Annotated in this window: 16 protein-coding genes; 10 read left to right on the top strand and 6 right to left on the bottom strand. The window is 57.3% G+C overall.

Annotated elements, in window-relative coordinates; translation table 11 throughout:
• The first annotated feature begins 3 nt into the window (after positions 1–3).
• Positions 4–2634 (top strand): DNA ligase D, encoded by a 2631-nt coding sequence (gene ligD / locus PMI18_RS25365; protein WP_007895983.1) that lies wholly within the window; start codon positions 4–6, stop codon positions 2632–2634.
• Between the two features lie 177 nt (positions 2635–2811).
• On the opposite strand, the gene PMI18_RS25370 is transcribed toward ligD, so the two are convergent.
• The 4 genes from PMI18_RS25370 to PMI18_RS25380 all read right to left on the bottom strand — a co-directional run bounded on the left by PMI18_RS25370 (position 2812) and on the right by PMI18_RS25380 (position 5053).
• Positions 2812–3093 carry a DUF3303 domain-containing protein gene (locus PMI18_RS25370; RefSeq protein WP_007895981.1) on the bottom strand — a complete coding sequence of 94 codons (282 nt, stop codon included), beginning with the start codon at positions 3091–3093 and terminating at the stop codon, positions 2812–2814.
• 211 nt (positions 3094–3304) lie between these two features.
• Positions 3305–3706 carry a hypothetical protein gene (locus tag PMI18_RS25375; protein ID WP_007895980.1) on the bottom strand — a complete coding sequence of 134 codons (402 nt, stop codon included), beginning with the start codon at positions 3704–3706 and terminating at the stop codon, positions 3305–3307.
• A gap of 99 nt (positions 3707–3805) precedes the next feature.
• Positions 3806–4195 carry a GFA family protein gene (locus PMI18_RS30015; RefSeq protein ID WP_081499813.1) on the bottom strand — a complete coding sequence of 130 codons (390 nt, stop codon included), beginning with the start codon at positions 4193–4195 and terminating at the stop codon, positions 3806–3808.
• Between the two features lie 81 nt (positions 4196–4276).
• On the bottom strand, positions 4277–5053 hold the full coding sequence (locus tag PMI18_RS25380) for a nucleotidyltransferase domain-containing protein (RefSeq protein WP_007895979.1): 777 nt from the start codon (positions 5051–5053) through the stop codon (positions 4277–4279).
• A gap of 331 nt (positions 5054–5384) precedes the next feature.
• Between PMI18_RS25380 and PMI18_RS25385 the strand changes: the two genes are divergently transcribed.
• Together PMI18_RS25385 and PMI18_RS30010 are read left to right on the top strand one after the other, a co-directional pair.
• A complete protein-coding gene (locus PMI18_RS25385; protein WP_007895978.1) occupies positions 5385–6257 on the top strand; it encodes a DNA/RNA non-specific endonuclease in 873 nt (290 codons plus the stop codon).
• 111 nt (positions 6258–6368) lie between these two features.
• Entirely contained in the window at positions 6369–6530 is a 162-nt protein-coding gene (locus PMI18_RS30010) for a DUF2986 domain-containing protein (protein WP_007895977.1), read from the top strand.
• Here the strand turns inward: PMI18_RS30010 and PMI18_RS25390 are convergent.
• A complete protein-coding gene (locus PMI18_RS25390) occupies positions 6500–6799 on the bottom strand; it encodes an efflux RND transporter permease subunit (RefSeq protein ID WP_033035815.1) in 300 nt (99 codons plus the stop codon). The two genes, PMI18_RS30010 and PMI18_RS25390, sit on opposite strands and share 31 nt — an antisense overlap.
• A gap of 156 nt (positions 6800–6955) precedes the next feature.
• Between PMI18_RS25390 and mhpA the strand changes: the two genes are divergently transcribed.
• From mhpA to PMI18_RS25425, 7 genes are all read left to right on the top strand, one after another.
• The gene (gene mhpA, locus PMI18_RS25395; protein ID WP_007895974.1) at positions 6956–8611 is read left to right on the top strand and encodes a bifunctional 3-(3-hydroxy-phenyl)propionate/3-hydroxycinnamic acid hydroxylase MhpA; all 1656 of its coding nucleotides are present in this window, start codon (positions 6956–6958) and stop codon (positions 8609–8611) included.
• A 2-nt stretch (positions 8612–8613) separates the two neighbouring features.
• A complete protein-coding gene (locus PMI18_RS25400; protein ID WP_007895973.1) occupies positions 8614–9258 on the top strand; it encodes a TetR/AcrR family transcriptional regulator in 645 nt (214 codons plus the stop codon).
• A 328-nt stretch (positions 9259–9586) separates the two neighbouring features.
• Entirely contained in the window at positions 9587–10201 is a 615-nt protein-coding gene (locus PMI18_RS25405) for a TetR/AcrR family transcriptional regulator (protein WP_007895971.1), read from the top strand.
• Between the two features lie 84 nt (positions 10202–10285).
• Positions 10286–11377 (top strand): VOC family protein, encoded by a 1092-nt coding sequence (locus PMI18_RS25410; RefSeq protein ID WP_007895970.1) that lies wholly within the window; start codon positions 10286–10288, stop codon positions 11375–11377.
• A gap of 175 nt (positions 11378–11552) precedes the next feature.
• Complete coding sequence (locus tag PMI18_RS25415) at positions 11553–12509, top strand: fumarylacetoacetate hydrolase family protein (protein ID WP_007895968.1); 957 nt, start codon at positions 11553–11555, stop codon at positions 12507–12509.
• Positions 12509–14410 (top strand): acyl-CoA synthetase, encoded by a 1902-nt coding sequence (locus PMI18_RS25420; protein ID WP_007895967.1) that lies wholly within the window; start codon positions 12509–12511, stop codon positions 14408–14410. The genes PMI18_RS25415 and PMI18_RS25420 overlap by 1 nt, the downstream gene beginning before the upstream one ends.
• A gap of 162 nt (positions 14411–14572) precedes the next feature.
• On the top strand, positions 14573–15892 hold the full coding sequence (locus PMI18_RS25425) for an outer membrane protein transport protein (RefSeq protein WP_007895966.1): 1320 nt from the start codon (positions 14573–14575) through the stop codon (positions 15890–15892).
• 135 nt (positions 15893–16027) lie between these two features.
• Here PMI18_RS25425 and PMI18_RS25430 read toward each other — a convergent pair whose 3' ends face one another.
• Positions 16028–16768: a Mut7-C RNAse domain-containing protein gene (locus tag PMI18_RS25430; protein WP_007895964.1), complete on the bottom strand. Its 741-nt coding sequence runs from the start codon at positions 16766–16768 to the stop codon at positions 16028–16030.
• Between the last annotated feature and the right edge of the window lie 364 nt (positions 16769–17132).

Below are 17132 nucleotides of genomic sequence, written 5' to 3'. Positions count from 1 at the left end.
GCCATGGACAAGCCGCTCGAAAAGTACAACAACATGAGGGACTTCGAAAAAAGTCCCGAGCCTGCCGGTGTTTCCAAACCCACTAAAGGCAGACGACAAGGCCAAGCACATGCGCTGCAATTCTGCATTCAGAAACATGACGCTTCGCACCTGCACTATGACTTTCGCCTGGAACTCGACGGCGCGCTGAAAAGTTGGGCCGTGCCCAAGGGGCCGTCGCTGGACCCCAAGATCAAACGCCTGGCCATCCACGTTGAAGACCATCCGCTGGATTACGCCACGTTCGAGGGCACCATTCCCGAAGGGCATTACGGCGCCGGCGATGTGATCGTCTGGGACCGTGGGGTGTGGATTCCTCAGGATGATCCGGCCAAGGCGTACACCAAGGGCCGGCTGAAATTCGAGCTGAAAGGAGAAAAACTCGGCGGCCTGTGGAACCTCGTGCGCACGCACATGCCGGGCAAGCAGGAGCAGTGGTTTCTGATCAAGCATCAGGACAGCGCCGCCAGACCCGACAGCGAATACGACGTGGTTGCCGCCGAGCCGGACAGCGTGCTCAGCGATCGCACCATTCTGGAAAAAAAGCACGGCGCTGAAAAAACCAAACCGATCAAAAAAGCCCCGGCCAAGGCGCGCAAGGAAAAGTCGCCGCAACTGACGGGCGCGCGCAAAGCCAGGCTGCCGGAGCTGCTCAAACCCGAACTGGCAACGCTGGTGGAATCCGCGCCGAGCGGCGAATGGAGCTATGAGATCAAGTTCGACGGCTACCGGGTCATGGCGCGCATCGACCACGATGAGGTCAAACTCTTCACCCGCAATGGTCACGACTGGACCCACAAACTGCCCGGGCAAGCCGAGGCACTGGCAGCGCTGGGCCTGGAATCGGCCTGGCTCGACGGCGAAATGGTGGTGGCCAACGAGCAGGGCGTTCCGGATTTCCAGGCGCTGCAAAACGCGTTCGATTCCGGCAGTAGCGCCAGCATCGTTTACTACCTGTTCGATTTGCCCTACCTCAATGGCGTGGACCTGCGTGAAGTACCCGTCGAGGAGCGCAGGGCGGCGCTGGCGACGGTGCTCAAACTCAATGAAAACCCGCTGTTGCGATTCTCCGACGCCTTCGACGAATCCCCGGAGGCCTTGCTCAACAGTGCCTGCGAAATGCAGATGGAAGGGCTGATTGGCAAGCGCCTGGGTTCGCCTTACGTGTCTCGGCGCACCCGTGACTGGATCAAACTCAAGTGCAAGCATCGGCAGGAATTCGTTGTGGTCGGCTTCACCGACCCCAAAGGCGCACGCAGCGCCTTTGGTGCGTTGCTGCTGGGGTTGCACGACCGTGACAGCGGTGAATTGCGCTATGCCGGCAAGGTTGGCACCGGGTTCAACGAGGTGACCCTCAAGCGCATCTACGAACAATTGAAACCGCTGCAGACGAAGAAGCCGTCGGTGGTCAATCCGCCCAGCGGTTTCGAAGCCAAGGGTGTGCATTGGCTTAAACCCACTTTACTGGCGGAAGTGGCCTTTGCCGAAATGACCAAGGACGGCTCGGTGCGCCACGCCGTGTTCCATGGTTTGCGCGATGACAAGCCTGCCGAAGAAATTACCGAGGAGCTGCCGAACGCTGTGAACACTTCAGCCTCGAAAACCGCCGCGCCAAAATCCGCAGCGAAGAAGAAATCCGCCGCTGAGAAACCTGACGCCGCGGAGCCAAAAAGCGCCCAGTCGACTGTCGCGCCGTCGCAGATCGGCCTGGCCAGCGGCAAGGTGCGCATCACGCACCCGGACCGGGTGATCGACGCCAGCAGCGGCACCACCAAGATGCAACTCGCGCAGTACTACGCCAGCGTCGCCGAATGGATACTGCCGCAACTCAAGGACCGGCCGGTGGCGCTGGTGCGCGCGCCGGACGGCATCGCCGGCGAACTGTTCTTTCAGAAGAACGCCGAACGCCTGGCCATTCCGGGGATTGTTACCCTGGACAAGGAACTGACGGGCCAACCGGTGATGATCATCAACAACGCCAAAGCGCTGATCGGCGCGGTGCAGATGAGCACGGTGGAACTGCACACCTGGAATGCCACGTCAGTCGATCTGGATAAACCCGATCGATTCGTCCTCGATCTCGACCCGGATCCGGCGCTGCCCTGGAAAAGCATGATCGAAGCGACCCAGCTGACGCTCACAGTGCTGGATGAGCTGGGGCTCAAGGTGTTTCTCAAAACCAGTGGCGGCAAGGGGATTCACCTGGTGGTACCGCTGACCCGCAAACACGGCTGGGACGAGGTCAAGGACTTCAGCCATGCGATCGTCAGCCACATGGCCAAATTACTGCCGGATCGTTTTTCCGCGGTGTCCGGACCGAAAAACCGCATCGGGCGTATCTTCATCGACTACCTGCGCAACGGTCTGGGCGCCACCACTATTTGCGCCTACGCCGTGCGCACCCGCGAAGGGCTGCCGGTGTCGGTGCCGATCTTTCGCGAGGAGGTGGCCGAGCTCAAGGGTGGCAATCAATGGAACGTGCACAACGTGCATGAGCGCCTGGCCGAGATCGGTGATGAACCCTGGGCCGACCTGAAGAAAACCCGACAGACGATAACCGCCGACATGCGGCGGCGGGTCGGGATGAAAAAATAGTGAATCAGAAGGAAAGTGGCGAGGGGGCTTGTCGGAACGCCGCATCGCCCCGTTTGAGTGTGTAGCACTCACAAAACTTTGGTGTATCAGAGATTTTGGGGCTGCTTCGCAGCCCAACGGGGGCAAGCCCCCTCGCCACAGGCAAGCCCCCTCACCACAGGCTCGCCGCCTAGACGACTATTGCTTGCCGAGCGCGGCAGCCAGCAGCGGCGCCGCCTGTTCATCGGTCAATGCGGCGTGGACTTCCATGCTCATGAGGTCGCTCCATTCCAGCACCCACTTCTGAATCGACACCGGATCACTGGCCTCTGCAATGCCAAAACCACTCGAGCCACCGATGGCATGCCAGCGCCCCAGCATCTTGACGTCTGCGGGTGGCGCGCCACCGGTCTTGAGAAAACGTTCGATTGCGCTGTTACGATTTTGCGGACTGATGGACCAACGGACGATGAATAACATCTGCCACCTCCTGCTACGGATTGGCACCTTTATCTTCGCGCACCTGGCTGGCGCCGGGGCCACGGCCACGTTTGTGTTTCCAGTTCCATCCTGGCTGGCCTGAAAGTCTTTCTCCCATGAGAAGGCATAGCAGTGGCCCGCATTTCGCGTACGACCGCTGATCCTCTTTCAGGCATTTGAAACGAACATATCGTGATAACCGCGCAAACCATCAGGCATCACGCAACAAGTCGTTGGCATTGAGCAGCTCGTAGGCAATCTCCGGGCGCTTCTCCAGCCCTCGACGAATCGCCGCCGGAATCGACTGACGGGTTTTGCGGCACAGGCCCGGCAGTTCGCCGAGGGTGATGTTGATGCCGCGCATGGTGCGCACTTCATTGAAGCCCGGAACGATCTCGACGCGCAGACCCAATTGCTCGTACATCCGGCGTTGCAGCCGCTCCAGATCGCTCAGGCTCTGAAGGTTTTCCAGGCGTTCGACCAGGCGCTTTTCCTCCGATCGGGTCAGGCTCAGGATGCGCAGATCCGCGCCGGGGGTTTCCAGCAACGGCTCACGCTCGCAGATGCAGGCACCGGGCGGGCAGGGTTGGCGGATCGGAAGAGAGGTCGTCATGGGGTTCAATCATAGAGCGCTATGGTCGGGTTTGCCCATGGGGTTGTTGTGCCGTTGAGCGCGATGTCTGCATCCCGGGCTTGCTGGGCTCGGCTGGTTTTATCGCGGATCGTGTATTTCGTACCAGGGCGCTTTCGAGGATACACAGACATGTTTCTGCTTTTTCGCCAGTAATGGCGTATCCAGCGTACCTATCGCGACAGAAATCCAGTCCTGAAACGATCCTTTCGAATCAGACCAGAACAACGAGGAGCCACAGTTGGAGCAGAACTGTCGTGTTACGCCTTCGGACGACTGATAGCCCTTGAGCGTCTCTGTGCTGGTCATGATCGAAACCGCTGACCTGGGGGCGCTGGCATACGTCGCGAAGGCTGCACCATGCCCCTTTCGGCATTGGCTGCAATGGCAATGGGTGACGGCTTTCAGTTCAGTTGAGACCTGATACTTCACCGCGCCGCATAGGCAGCTACCTTGGTGAAACCCATCCATGTTCATCGTTCCCCGGATTTTGATCGCGCTACTTTAGATGGGAGGGTGGGGTTTGGGGAATGGCTGCTATTGACTGTGGATTCAACCGGTTTCTGAAGCCATCCAGGTCAAAAAACTATGTAGTTGAGTCGTAAACTCTTTTGGATTAGCGTACGGGGTCCTTGCCTGGGACAAGAAAAAAGAGATCTGCATTCTCATACACGGGTAATGCTGAACAAACAGCTCGACATGTTCTTCCAGTGTTTGCGGCCACATCAAGTCCTGTTCAGAGCGAAGTACTTGAGTTGACCGGATGAGTTTGCGCGAGGCTTCGCGTTGCAAGCGTAGCGATTGCGTCGGTGTCGCCGCCTGATCGATAAGATCGGCATACTCGGTCAGAACGGATTCGAAGTCACCATTTACGGCAATGGCGATATCACGCGACGGCTTGAACCGGTCGAAGCGCTTGGTCAGATCATTCCCCCATAAGCATCTACAGTGATGCTTGAGCCAATACCCCCAGCTCAATCGATTGTCAGCCGCCAATACTTCAAAACGACTACCGATATCGAAATCGATCTTGATGACTTCGGTATGCCGACTTTCCAGCGTGCGCCTTTTCGACTCCAGCATTTCCAGAGCCTGCGATGCAGGAGGGCTATGCAGGACAAGGGTTAGATCCAGGTCGGAAACCCCCGGCACGGCGTCGCCTCTAGCGACGCTGCCATAAAGATAAATCCCGTCCAGTAGAGGTTCCGACCGAGTGAGCGTCATGCAAACATCCGCCAGCAAATCCTGAAACTGTGGCTGCACCTCGACATTGGGCACGGTGAGGATATAACCATCTGCATCAATGCCACTAGGATGGAATCGTTCCATGAAGCCGTCCGTGAGTTGTGTTCGGAGAGGTACCTTAACAGAGCCAATAGTGTCTGCTTCTGGCCGTATTCTGCCGATCGCTTCTTCGAAGGGCATTGGCGAGTCGAGTGTAAACGCTACTCAGCACTAAAGTGACTTGTGATGGTCAATAAATCCCGCAACGACCATCAGTAGTCGTACTGCTCGGAACCAACCGGATCCGCATCGACATTTTGATCAAGGACAGTGAAAGCATGCTCGCCGCACTATAATCAGCAACCGCCTCCACCAGGTTCCGTGAATCGGGACTCGCCGTACGTTTACCCCTCAATCCAATTCGAAGATTTAAAGCATGCACCTACGCAAAATTGCAGTTGGGCTGTCGGCCCTTGTTTTGCTCTCGACCGGGGCGCAAGCCCGCAGTCTGCTGGATCTCATCAAGCCGCCCACCCAGCATCAGGAACAAGTATCCCGCTCGGGCTCGATCAGCCAGAGCGCGGCCCTGGGCCTTTATTCGAACAAACAGAAACAGGCATCGTTTGATGGCTGCGCAGAACTGTTCCCGGGGGCGAAACCGATCAACACGGCCACTGTGCCTGCAACCATGAAACCCCTGGCCCTGTGTTCCGACAACTTTGCGGTGCTGTACTCGCAAACCAGCAAGACGCCGTTGGTAGTCGTCGAACGCCTTAATGCCGCCCAACTGCTGGATGCCAAAGGCGAGGAGCGCACCAACCAGTTCTACCCGGACCCACGCATCCCCAAGAGTGGGCGGGCAGAGTTGAGCGACTACCGTAGCCAACATCCGGCCGTGGACCGCGGCCATCAATCCCCGGCAGCCGATGCGCCGAACCCCAATGCAATGGCCCAATCCTTTGCACTGTCGAACATGGTGCCGCAAGACCCAACCAACAACCGGAAGATCTGGAGTAAGGTCGAGTCCGATGTCAGAAAGTTTGCCAAGCGAGCCGATGGTAATGTTTTTGTCTTTACCGGCCCGCTCTTTGATTCAGGCCACACCACCATCGGCGACAACAAGGTCTGGGTGCCGACGCGCCTGTTCAAGCTGGTTTACGACGCATCGTCCAAGCGTGCCTGGGCCTACGTATTGCCCAACGCTGAAACTCGTATCGAGCGACCGATGGACTATGACGCTTTCGTGAAGAGTACCGGGCTCAAATTGCTGGGGAATCTACCGGTCACAGGTTCCGCAGGGCGCTCTTGATGGCTTGATGAATTGCACCCCAAAGGCTGGAGGCAACCGATGGGGTGTTTCATTCTGGCCCAATATTTTAAGCTGATATCATTCAAGAGCTTACAAACCGAGTAGAAAAATATGAATCGTCGTAAAAAAATACAGCAGTTATTAAAGGCTCACGCCAAAAAGGCCAGTGCCAAATTGGCACCGCCAAGCAAGTCTAAATACATTAGTAAAGCTGACCGATTGAAGCTGGCCGCTGAATCCAGTCAGGACTCAATCGTTTCTTCTGAGAACTGAGCGAAGAAGATCGTCAGTAGCATCTCCACGGTAAGACCGCCCATGGTCACGCCGCCCAGTGCGATGATGCCCAGGATTGCGACGTAGCCTGGCGGCGACTGAAACACCAGCCGCGTCGGCACCACTCCGATCAAGCCCAGCGGTGCGGTCAGCACCACCATCCACACGCGAGAGAAGCTCTGCAGCTGCAGCTGCAGCTGCAGCATCAGCAGAGCCACCGCCAGCAGCGCCTTTTTGGCTTTGTCACTTTCCCCCACCACGCCGCCCACCGATCAGAAACTGGCCCTCGGTACAGCCCGAATTGCTTCGTCAAAATTAATGACAAAAATATCAATATTGAAATATGTCTCAATTTTACATACCTTCACCTTGCCTGACGATGAGATCTCCACGTCTCACGACTTCAATCACAACAAGGGCTCGAGATGAACAACAAGAAAAGTACCGAACTGCCTCCCACCACCGTCGATGTGCTGGTCGTCGGTAACGGTCCGGTAGGGGCGACAATCGCGGCGCTGCTCGGCCGCTATGGGGTAAAGACACTGGTATTGGACAAGACCCATGACGTCCTGCTAATGCCCCGTGCCATCGCTCTGGACAACGAGGCGCTTCGCATCCTGCAACTCGCCGGATTGTCGGAAGAAGCTTTCGAGAAGATCATTATCCCTGAAGTGAAGATGCACTCGCCGGTCCTCGGGCAATTCAGTCGGGCCAACACCGCCGGGTGCATCGACGGCCATCCCAAACTGGTGACTTTCTATCAACCCGACCTCGAGCACGCGATGCGTAAACAGGTCTCTGGGCTGAAGTCAGTGACCAGCCTGGGTGGATTCGAGCTCGAGAATCTGGTTGAGGAACCGGATTGTGTCGTCGCCTCCGTGCGGGATCAGGACGGCCATCTGCATTTCGTTCGCGCCCGATATCTGGTCGGTGCCGATGGTGCAAGCTCCAGGGTCAGGGCCTTGATTGGCCAGGAGTTCGAAGGACAGACCTATGCGGAGGATTGGCTGATTGTCGATGCCAAAAACCGGCATAAGTCCGCCATTGATCACATTGAGTTTATCTGTGATCCGCAGCGCCCAACGCCGCACATGCCCGCTCCCGGCGGCAGGGAGCGTTGGGAGTTCATGCTACACCCAGGCGAATCCCGGGAAGAGCTGGGAAGCCCGGAAAGCATAGCCCGGCTGATCGCGCCATGGATCAATCCGCAGGAACTGGAAATCGAGCGCAAGGCGGTGTATCGATTCCATGCACGTTGCTGCAACAGATTCAGCAAGGGGCGAACTTTTCTTGTCGGGGATGCAGCCCACATCACTCCGCCCTTTGTCGGGCAAGGTCTGGTAGCGGGGCTTCGAGATGGCGCCAACCTTGCCTGGAAACTGGCGTGGGTCCTTCAGGGCCAAGCCTCGCCTTCAATACTCGATACCTATGACGTAGAGCGCCGCCCCCATGCCCAGGCGATGATCAATCTGGCGAAACTCATGGGCCGTCTGGTGATGCCGAGAAACAAGGTCGCCGCTTTCTTCATCCACGGAATAATGCGCGCGCTGGCGTTGACTCCCGCTTCCAGAAAGTACTTCGAGCAACTGGACATCAAGCCGAAGAACATCTTCAAAGACGGTTTGTTCGTGCAGCATCGTCGGGGCGACAAGCTGGTGCGTGGCAGTCTGTTTCCCCAGGCCTGGGTTCGCAACACGCAACAGCAGATCCAACTGAGCGACGATGCTCTTGGACACAACCTGACCCTGGTGGGATTCGGTGTTGACCCGTTGTCACTGCTGAGCGCTGCCGAGGTCTTTTCCTGGATAAAGATGGGAGGTGACTTCTTGCAGATCGGAACCCGCGGTCAGCGCTCGGGCAGCGCTTGCGACTTCATCGAAGACTTGAACCATGACATCCTGCCGCTGGCTGCCAAAGGCACGCTCGTCGCGATCCGCCCCGACCGTATCATCATGCACAGCGCTACCGGCTTCGATGCAGGCAGTCTGGTTCGAGACTGCCTGATGCTGATGGGGAGCGCCGATTCCACTGCCGATAGCGTTTCCATTACCATCAATGAACCCCCTCGATTAAGAGCCTGAAGATGCCTTCCCCCACTTTTCCTTCAGAAGCAACTGAGCAAGAGCCTCTCACTCGGGGCCACAAGAAACGTGAACGCACCCGTCGCGGCCTGGTGGATGCGGCATTGCGTCTTGTCGCACGAAAGGAGGTGGGGGAGATTGCATTGCTCGATGTCGCCTCGGAGGCCGCGGTATCCAACGGCACCATCTACAACTATTTTCGAACACGTGACGAAGTGCTCGAGGCGGTTGGCATCGCCATGGCGAGCGAGTTCTCCGATGCCATTTCCGCCCTGAGTTCGGACGTGCACTGCGGTGCACAGCGGCTTTCGATTGGTGTGCGCATGTTCGTATGCCGGGCCGCGTACGACCATCAATGGGCCAACGCACTGCTGCGCATCATCCATTCCGACCAGGCCATGCGCTCGCGCCTGGCTACCCATGTGCTTGGCGACCTGCGTGAAGGTCTGCGCGCGGGTACTTTCGCTTATGAGGACGAAGGGATCGCCCTGGACATGGTTGTATCGTGCACAACCGGCGCCATGCGCTCGGTTGTCGAGGGGCGTACGGTGGCGGAGCACGATCTGTTGGTTGCGGAAATGATTCTCAAGGCTCTGGGCGTAACACCTGCCAAAGCCAAGAAAATCGCCGGTAAGCCGCTACCCTGATGTCATCCTCGACCCGCTAGGCCTCAATGCCGATAAGAAGGACTTTCTGGCTTCGTGCATTCCCCGTAGCAGCTGCCGAAGGCTGCGTTCGATCGCGCGCGATCGCAAAATCAGGCACCGCGGTGTTACAGGTTGATCTGAACACGCGTGTTCATTTGTGTCAATTCTGAGTGGCCTTCATTGACTTTGATGTCACTCGCTACGCCCAGAATTTATAAGGCACATAACGGTTTTTATCGAGGGAAAGCTTTTTAATCAAAAAACGTTGTTGACGGCGAATGAACACGCGTGTTCAATTGGGCCATAAGGTAATCCTGGAGAGAGAACCGTGGAATCCCTAAATCCAACACAGCGCCGCATTCATCAAGCCGCCTTTCGCCTGTTCGCTGAAAGAGGCACCTCACAAGTGAACATTCTCGACCTTGCACAAGAGGCCGGCGTGGCGCGCGGAACGGTCTATAGCAACATCGACAGCATGGAAAGCTTGTTCGAGGCAGTCGCCAGCCATCTCGCCAAGGAGATGCATGAGCGCGTCAACAAGAGCTTCAATTCCCTTATCGATCCGGCTCAGCGTCTTGCCAATGGCATTCGATTGTTTATTCGTCGAGCGCACGAGGACTCCCAGTGGGGGGCGTTCATCCATAAATTCGCCATGAGCAATGCTTCGTTGCGCGAAATGTTCAGCAGCCAAGCGACGACGGACCTTCTGAGCGGACTGTCCAGTGGGCGGTACACGTTTGAAAAGGAGCAATTACTTTCGGTAATGACGCTGATATCGAGCAGTGTCCTGGGCTCGATTTTCCTGGTGCTGGAAGGGCACAAAACGTGGCGCGAATCGGGCTCTGACACCGCCGAGCTGGTGCTGCGGGCATTGGGAGTGCCGCTAGAGGAGGCTCGTGCGCTGGCGACCACAGAGTTGCCAACACTTCCTTCTATCGACTGAGTTAGTTAACCGACTCAACCAGACATCCCTGGATTTTCAGGGGTGCGGGGACGGCTTTACCCTGAAAACCGGAAAACAAGAACAATGACGAACAAAAATGAATTGCCCAGGCTAGCGACACCACAACCTGCCCGGCATCCGCAGCCGACGGTGAAGGCCCGGGATCTGACTCACCTGATCTTTCAACGGCCGGACTTGAACGAGGCGGCGCGGTTCCTGACCGACTTCGGCCTGTCGGTCAGTCAGCAGGACGCCGATACGCTTTACCTGCGCGCCACCGCCCCCACTGCTTACTGTTACCGTGTCCATCGTGCAGAACATGCACGTTTTGTCGGGTTCGGACTGGCAGTCCAGTCGCTCAAGGATCTGGAAAAACTGACGCGTATCCCAGGCGCGTCATTGGTAGAAAAATCAGAACATCCTGGTGGTGGGTATTGCGTCAAACTCACCGATCCTTCCGGATTCATCGTGGAAGCTGTTTGCGATCAGACGGCAGGTATAACGCTGGGACACCGGGCTCCTCTTTCCTGGAATCTGGCGCAAGAGCAACCGCGAATCAACGCCACGCAGCGCCCGCCGATTGCTCCGTCTGAAGTCCTCAAACTGGGTCACATCGTCATCGAAGTGGCCGACTACCAGGCGACCTGTGCCTGGTATACGGAGCATTTCGGGTTTATTCCCAGCGATGTGCAGGTACTCCCCGATGGCACGCCTATCGTCGCCTTCATGCGCCTTGACCTTGGTGACATTCCCGCGGCTCACCATACGCTCGCGATAGCGCAAGGGTTCATGGCGACCTATAGCCATAGCGCCTATGAGGTCGTCGATGCAGACGCTGTGGGCATGGGGCAGCGCGTCTTGCGCGAGCGCGGTTGGGAGCACTCATGGGGGATCGGCCGACACATTCTGGGCAGTCAGATCTTCGATTACTGGCAAGACCCTTGGGGTGATAAGCACGAGCACTACTGCGACGGGGATATTTTCACGGCTGCACAGCCTACGGGCATTCATCCCGTGAGCCCCGAGGCAATGGCGCAGTGGGGGCAGCGCATGCCCAAGCGTTTTACGAAACCGAAGATGAGCCTGGCCAATCTGCGTGCGCTGTTGCGCAACCTGCGACGCAGCCCGGACTTGAGCATTCGCAAGTTGATAACACTCATGCGGATGTTCGGGTAGAGCAGCCGCCATGTCGGGCACTGCAACCAGGTATGGCCGTCGGGATGTGCTCAAAGCCGGCGCCTTGATCGTCGGCGGCTCGTTGGTCTACAGCGTTGCCAGCCCCCCCTCAGAACAACACCACAGTTCTCGCGCCGCCGAGCGCGGGACAAACGCCGCTCCAGGAGTACCTTCAATGTCTGCTGTACACGTAGTCCGCTTCGAATTTCAGAACGGTATCCACTGGGGCGTGCTACGCCAGGGCCGTATCACGGTTGTCCCCGGTGCTTTTGAAACCACCGGTGATTTCATTCGCGAGAACAGTATCGACGACCTCGCTCAATTGAAAGGTACGGAGCTTGCGGAGGGCGAAGTGAAACTGCTGTCGCCGGTGACCCGCAACCAGCAGTTCGTCTGCCAGGGCGCCAATTATCGCCAACACATGATCGAGTCGGGCATGGACCCGGATGCGAAGAAATTCAACATGATCTTCACCAAGGCGACGAGTTGCCTGGTGGCGGCTGACAGCGACCTGATCAAGCCGCGCACCGTGCGCTTCCTCGACTACGAGATCGAACTGGGGCTGGTGATGAAACGCGCGATCACCGGCGCTGTTGCTGTCACCGACGCCAATCTGCATGAGTTCATCGCAGGCGTCGTTATCGTCAATGATTACTCGGCGCGTGACATTCAGATTCCTCAGATGCAGTTTTACAAGGGCAAGAGCTTCCGCACTTTTGGCCCGGTCGGCCCGTACCTCTGCCTTCTGGATGCCACGAACATTCGTTACCTGAAAGAGCTGCAATTGCGCCTGACGGTCAACGACCAGGTGCGACAGAACGACAGCACGGCCAACCTGGTTTACGGCCCCGCTGAAACCCTGACTGAACTCTCTGCCTTGCAAGATCTCGCCGCTGGAGACTTGATCGCCACCGGTACGCCTGCCGGTTGTGCGCTCACGGTGCCTTCGCCTGCCAAGCAGCGTATTGCGGCGCTGATGCCGGAAGCCACCAAATGGAAGCTTTTCCTCAAGGCGCAGGAAGGTCGGACGCAATATCTCAAGCCAGGTGACGTAGTCGAGGCGCGCATTCGCAGCGCCGATGGTGTGATCGACCTCGGCGTGCAACGCAACCGAGTCGTGGAGCAAGCCTGATGGTTGTGCAGACCCTGAGTAACATCGAAAGCCTCGAACAAGTCCCCCTGTCGGAACGTGGCCTGGCATCCAGTACTTATGAAGCGTTGCGACAGGCAGCCCGGCGCTCCCCTCAGGCACCGGCGCTAAGCTTTTTCGCCGATGCCGCCGATTTCAAGCGCACCTACAAATGGAACTACTCCCAGCTCTTCGCCGATATCACCCGCGCGGCAAATGCCTTCGATGACCTGGGTATCAAACCGGGCGAGGTACTTGCCTTTATCTTGCCCAATCTGCCGGAAACCCATTTCACGATATGGGGCGGGGAGGCGGCGGGCATCGTCATGGCGATCAATCCGCTGCTCGAGGCCAAGCAGATAGCTGGCTTGCTGAATGCCGCGAAGGCATCCGTGGTAGTGACGCTCGCGCCGACGGCGGGCAGCGATCTGTGGCCCAAACTGGCTTCGCAACTGGATCAGTTACCCTCGGTCAGGTCTGTCGTGTGGGTCAGCATGGAGCCCTATGTCGCCGAACCCGTGCGTGGGGCCCTGAAAGCAGCGGCACTGAAGGAACGAGACTTACACCGAGATATCGCGATCCACGATTGGCAATCGCTGATGAGTACTCAGCCGCACACACACCTGAAGAGTGGTCGGCAAATCCGCCAGGATGAGTGCTCCTCCTACATCTGCACGGGCGGCACCACCGGGCTCCCAAAGATCGCCGCGCGTACCCATGGCTCGGAAGTATTCAATGCATGGGCCATGGCTGCTCATATGCAGCCACGCAGTAGTGGTCAGGTTATCTTTTGTGGTCTGCCGCTGTTTCATGTCAATGGACAACTGGTGACGGGACTGATGCCTTGGACTCAAGGCGACCATGTGATCCTCGGGACACCTCATGGGTATCGTGGCGAGGGTGTGATCCCGCGATTCTGGGAGATGGTCGAGCACTTCGGTATCAACTTCTTTTCCGGTGTGCCAACTGTCTATGCCGCACTTCTGCAAAATGAATGTGAGGGCCGCGACCTGTCCAGCCTTCGCTATGCAATGTGTGGCGCCGCCCCCCTTCCGGCTGAGCTTTTCCGGGAGTTCGAGCGCCGGACCGGGCTAAAGATCCTTGAAGGCTACGGTCTTACCGAGGGTGCCTGTGTTTCCTCGGTCAATCCGCCCCATGGCGAGCGCCGTATCGGCTCCATCGGGATACGGATCGCCTACCAGAATATGCGCGCGGTCGTGCTCAATGATGCTGGAGAGTACCTGCGCGACGCCAACGTGGATGAGATCGGCCTCATCACGATCAGTGGTCCGAACCTCTTCGATGGCTATCTGGAGGAGCGTCATAACCAGGGCCTTTGGATCGATATCGACGGTCAGCGCTGGCTGAATACGGGCGATCTGGGCCGTCAGGATGCGCAGGGTTACTTCTGGCTGACCGGACGCAAGAAAGAGTTGATCATTCGCGGTGGCCACAACATTGATCCCAAGCAAATCGAGGAGGCTCTGCAGGCGCATCCCGCCGTCGCCTTGGCCGCCGCAATTGGCAGCCCCAATGCCTACTCGGGCGAGGTGCCAGTCGCCTACGTTCAACTGCGCCCCGGTCAAGTTTGCAACGCCGAAGAGCTTGAGGCATTCGCTCTTCTAAACATCAGCGAGCGAGCAGCAGTCCCCAAGCGCATTGAAATCCTCGAGGCGTTGCCACTGACTGCCGTGGGCAAGATATTCAAGCCCGCTTTGCTACAGCGCGAGATTGCCAAAGTAGTCCAGGAAGAAGTGGAACGCCTGGGGCTTTCGAATATTGCTGTTGAGGTCGTGCAGGACAATCGCCGTGGGCATGTCGCCTGCATCAAGGCCGGAACTGGCCAAGAAGTTCTGGCTCCGCTCTTGGGGCGCTATAGCTTTCAAGTCGAGTGGCTTAATTGAGTCTCTGATTCACATCTGTAAGTCCAGCAGTCATGCCCTGGCGCTGTTCGGTCAGGTTGTTTAACACAACTTCGATCAATTCCAACCGGCACTGAAAAGTGCACAGGAAGGCGAAGCCTTGCCTGCGTGCAATCAACAAAAACAATAAACAAGAGGTGGACAATGAAACTGAATAGCCGTGTGATCCCGTGTCTCTCTGCTCAGCGAAAGTATGCTGTCTGGATCAAGTTCACCAGTGCCATGGCCCTGCTCAGCGCCTCTTCTATTGCAGGTGCCAATGGCATTGCTCTAAACGAACAAAGTGCAAGCAGTGCGGGAACTGCTTATGCGGGAAGGTCGTCTTCCGCGCTGGACGCCAGCACGATCTTTGGCAACCCTGCAGGCTTGACCAAGTTGAAGCGTAGCGAGATTTCCGGCGGGGCAGCGGTGGTCTCGGTTAGCGACGACATCAGTGATGCGCAGAGCAGTGCCCCAGGCACGAATGAGGGGGACTCGGTACCTTTGGGGGCCGTTCCTTTCGCCTATATGTCGACACCGCTTGATGATCGTTTTTCGATAGGTCTGGGCCTCTATGCTCCGAGTGGTCTGATCAATGATTACGAGGGCTCTTTTCAGGGCCGCTACCATGGCTCCTACAGCACGACCAAGGAAATAACCCTGCAGCCCACCATTGCCTGGCGAATCAATGATTACGTATCCATTGGTGGCGGACCGACCCTGAACCGTTTCAATGCAAAGCTTGAGAATTACCTGGCCACCGGTGCCCTGAACAACGGGCAGGACACACAAGTGACCATCAAAGGCGATGACACGGCACTTGGCTACAACATCGGCGTCCTGTTTGACTTGAGTGATGCGACCCGCTGGGGGATTAACTATCACTCGAAGGTGAGCTATGAACTCAAAGGGCACACTGAGGTTTCCGGCTCCCCGAGCGTTATCCCGCTGGATGGAAAGTATGACAACAAGATAGACCTCACGATGCCCGAATCCGTGGACACGTCCATCACCCATCATTTCAATAGTCGCTGGACGGGATACCTGGGGACCACCTGGAAACGTTGGAGCCGTATCCAGAAGGTCGAGGCAGTCAACAGCGGTCTTTCCCCCGTGGGCGAGGCGGCTGGCCTGGGACGTGTGACCGAAGAAATGAACTGGCGCGACACTTGGTCCACCGCAGTTGGCGCATCTTATCAATTGAACCAACAATGGCTGCTGCGTGCAGGCTACGCCTATGATCCGTCGCCCATTAGAAATGCCGATCGCAGCGTGCGCGTTCCGGTCGGGAATCGTCAGGCCGTGACCTTGGGCGGCGCTTACTCGCCGAATTCCGATCTGACAATAGACTTTGCTTATGGCTATCTGTGGGATTCAAAAGCCTCGGTAAAACACTCGAACAACTCCGGTCTTCAACCGGAATACAGTGCCAATTACGAAAACAGTGCGAATGGAATCGCAGTGCAGGCAACCTATCGGTACTGATCGATACGCCTTCCACCTTTAATCGATAAGCAACTATCCCAACGGGGCGTGATGCAGTTCTGCCTGTCAGTCAGTACCCACTGCCGCGAATACTTTTGCGGTAGTGGGCGGGGTAGGCCGGCCCGATGCGCTTGGCTATCGGTCCAGCAGAGGTGCCAACAATGCACACATGCTGCGCCAGTGCGAACCCTCCCAGTAAACCCGTTGGCAGGCGTCGCAGCGCAGGAAGTGCGAATAGAGGGCGCCCACGCGTGGCGGCACCTGCGGCCGGGCCAGTTCCGGGCTGATCTCGTGCAGCGGCAGGTTGCAATGAAGGCACAGGCTGAATGGCCGCGCGCAACGCGCCAGGTCGAGGCGCTCGTACAATTCGCGCAGTTGCAGCGACGGTTTCAGGGCATGCACGTAACAGCCGTGGCTGATGATCCGCCGCTTGAGCAATTCGCGGTCGCGGGTAAGCACGATGCGTCCTTGCTGCGCTGCGATCTCGGCGATCTCGCCATCCTGGAAGCCATTGTCGTAGAGGGTGTCGAAGCCGCTCATGCGCAGCAGGTTGGCCAGCCCGCCAAGGTGCGCATCAGCGACGAAGCGCAGTACCCGTAAAGGTTGCACACGAACTTTTAGCAGAGGGCTGATGTCCAGCGCTTCGAACTTGGGATACACCGCCAGCCGGTCACCGTCGAAGATCACCCGCTCGAAGCCCACCGACTCGCCGTTGAGCAGCACTAGCTCGACCTCGGTGTGCGGTATTCCGAGCGCCTCGATCATGTGCTTGACCGTCGCCCCTCGCGCGCACTCGCAGGTAAAGGACTGCCGCCGCCGATCGGCCGGCAGGAAATCGTTGAGCTCCTCGTAGAAGCGGAAGGTTGCACGAGTCATGTTGAACAGTATGGCAGGGCTGCGGGGTGAGTGAGTCTAGTGCGGACATTTTCAAGGTCTGGAGAGGGGCATGACCACCACGCAAAAACTGAGTGCAATGTCAGATTAAAGGTTATGGGTTGTCATGAAATGAAAAAACGCTGTCGCCAAATGAAAGGCTGGCGCACGCCAAGTCTATAAACTCCTCCTCAAGCTTGCGCAGCAAGCCCAGCTATTTGGCTGTTGGCGCTCACGGACGCGAAACCCTAATAAAATTTACGTTAAAAATGCGTTCCTAAATCACATTGCTGAAGACAAAAATAAGTAATAGTTTTTGCGATTTGTTTTTTGTTATATTCATCGATTGTGCAATCAAAAACCATGA

Source organism: Pseudomonas sp. GM102 (genome assembly GCF_000282555.1).
Classification (GTDB): domain Bacteria; phylum Pseudomonadota; class Gammaproteobacteria; order Pseudomonadales; family Pseudomonadaceae; genus Aquipseudomonas.
The sequence above is the reverse complement of the archived record's forward strand: the minus strand, read 5'-3'. Positions and strand labels throughout refer to the sequence as shown.